The sequence below is a fragment of the Streptomyces sp. NPDC006265 genome (assembly GCF_040613555.1).
Classification (GTDB): Bacteria; Actinomycetota; Actinomycetes; order Streptomycetales; family Streptomycetaceae; genus Streptomyces.
The window spans coordinates 1-2,279 of the sequence record NZ_JBEXSH010001154.1; the positions used below are offsets into that span (position 1 = coordinate 1).

Sequence of the window (2,279 nt, forward strand, 5' to 3'; positions counted from 1 at the left end):
CCGGCCGGCACGCCGAGAGCACGCACCGGACGCCGCTCCTCAACGGGCAAACGTTGCCTGCCGCGGCACTAGCTAGGACATCTTCGACCAGGCCCCGGCCGAGAACCTGCTTCCCGCCCGCGCGGAGTGCGGCGTCGGCGGCATCGTGCGCGTCGCCCTCGGCGAGGGCGGATTGACCGGGCGGGTCACGGCCGGCGCGACCTTCCCGAGGGCGACTTCCGCAACCGCTACTTCCGCGACGATCGCCCCGCCCAGGTCGAGCGACGTGTCGCGGCGATCTGCGCCGACCTCGGCATCGACGCGGACGACATGGCCGAGACGGCGCTGCGCTTCGTTTTGAGCCACCTCGCCGTCTCGACCGTCATCCCGGGGATGCGCAGCGTCCGCAACGTCGAGCGCAATGCCGGCCTGAGCGACGGCCGGCCGCTCACGGACGAGCAGCTCGCCACCCTCGCCGGGCACCGGTGGCAGCGCGACTGCTACGGCTGAGCGACGCGGCGGGAACCAAGCGCCCCGCTCGCACGTCAACTCTTTGCCCACCAAGGGCCGAACGGTCGGACCGACCAGCCGGAGAGGGGAATCGCCGTGGACGAGGCGACGTCGCAGCAGGGGGGCGAGGCGGAGGGTGCCGCCCGCCGGGCCCGCTTCGGGACACTGCCGGAGCCGGTGCGCGTGGAGGACATGGTCGAGGAGCGGGCGGCCAGCGTGCCCGACCCGGCGCGCACCGCCTACAACCAGGACGAATGGCTCGTGCGCTACTGCCTGTGAGGCGCCCCGCCGGAGGCCTGCCTCGCCGCGCCCAGGTCACGCAGCCACCGCACGACGTCGTCGGCGTTCTGGGCGCGGGCGATGTCGAGCGGTGTCATGCCGTCGTAGCCGCACCACTGAGGGTCGGCGCCCTGTTGGTGGAGGTATTGCGCGGTGGGCAGGTGCCCGCCGTGGCAGGCGCCCCAGAAGGCGCTGGTGATCTCGTCCGGTGACGGTGGCTCGTCCGCCTCGACGAAGGCCCGGACCCGGTCGAGCAGGCCGAGCGTGGCGGCGTCCTGGAGGGTGACGCGGGCGCCGTGTTCGATCAGCCGGTGCGCCGCGCGCCACTGGCCGAATCCCCGCGCGTCGGCGAGCGGGCCGCCACCGCCGATGACCGCCCCGGGCGCCTCGATGTCGGCCCCGGCCGCTATGAGCGCGTCCAGCACGGGCACGTCGTTGTTGCCGGCGGCCCAGTGCAGCGGCGTCTCCGCGTGCGCACCGTCGAAGCGGGCCCTGGGATCGGCCCCGGCGGCCACCAGGGCCGTGACGACCTCCGCACCCCTGGGGAAATGACCGGGCCAGTCGGCCGCGATGTGCAGCAGAGTGCGCGTGCCCTTGCCGTCCTCGCCCTGCTCGGTGACGCGCGCGGTGGCCAGACCGGGGTGGTCGGCGAGCAGTCGCCTCAGCCCGGGCAGGTCCCCGGCCCGTATCGCCTCCGTGACGGCGACGGCCAACGGGTCCTGCGATGTCAGGGTCAGCAAGGCGGCCTCCCGATGCCGTCCAGGGCTCCCGATTCTGCCAGCCGACGCCCGCGTGCACGGCCGTCCGCTCGAATAGGCCGCATCGCCGCCCCCGGCAGTGACCACACCCCGAGCCTGCACATTCGGCCACAAACCGGGCACCCGTACGGAGGACATGCCCGCACGCTCCACCAGACGTGGCGTCCGGGCAGGAGCGGGAGGACACCATGCCCGGGAGCAAGGAGCACCCCGGCGCCGCCGGATCGCTGGACGACGCCCTGGGGGTGGCACTGGCCGACACCGTGCGCGGTACCGGCGCCTCCATCGGCGGCCTCTACCTCATCGAGGAGGCCGAGCCGATGCTACGCCTGGTGGCCCTGTGCGGTCTGCCGCTGGCCTTCTCCGCGCCCTGGCAGCGGCTGCCCCTCAACGCGCCGGTCCCGGTCGCCGACGCGATCCACGATGACACCCTGGTCAGCGTCGCCGGCCAGGAGGAGATGGCCCGCCGTTACCCCCGCGCCGCCGCTGTCCTGCCCTACCCGTTCGCCCTGGCCGCCATCCCGCTGACCGGCGTACGCCGCCCCTGGGGCGGCCTCGTGCTGATGTGGCCCGCCGGCCGGCCGCGCCGGATCTCACCACGCGAGCACGGCCACATCACCTCAAGCGCCCGCCGCATGGCCCGGCTCCTGGACGACGCCACCCGGCCACCGGCCCTGCCCGACCAGCCGTGGGTCGTGCCCGTGGACGCCACCCGCCACCCCGGGCAGACCGGTCTGGCCGCCGCCGACTACC

The 2,279-nt window shown here is 74.5% G+C and carries 2 protein-coding genes and 2 pseudogenes; 3 read left to right on the plus strand and 1 reads right to left on the minus strand.

Going from position 1 to position 2,279, the window contains the following annotated elements; genetic code table 11:
- Nucleotides 1-76: 76 nt before the first annotated feature.
- Both ABZ281_RS46445 and ABZ281_RS46450 read left to right on the plus strand, forming a co-directional pair.
- Nucleotides 77-489: pseudogene (locus ABZ281_RS46445) on the plus strand (aldo/keto reductase); the annotation flags it as partial.
- Between the two features lie 96 nt (nucleotides 490-585).
- Entirely contained in the window at nucleotides 586-768 is a 183-nt protein-coding gene (locus ABZ281_RS46450) for a hypothetical protein (protein WP_356664546.1), read from the plus strand.
- Here ABZ281_RS46450 and ABZ281_RS46455 read toward each other — a convergent pair.
- On the minus strand, nucleotides 756-1,508 hold the full coding sequence (locus ABZ281_RS46455; protein ID WP_356664548.1) for an ankyrin repeat domain-containing protein: 753 nt from the start codon (nucleotides 1,506-1,508) through the stop codon (nucleotides 756-758). The two genes, ABZ281_RS46450 and ABZ281_RS46455, sit on opposite strands and share 13 nt — an antisense overlap.
- Before the next feature lie 206 nt (nucleotides 1,509-1,714).
- Between ABZ281_RS46455 and ABZ281_RS46460 the strand changes: the two are divergent.
- Nucleotides 1,715-2,279: pseudogene (locus ABZ281_RS46460) on the plus strand (phosphatase); the annotation flags it as partial.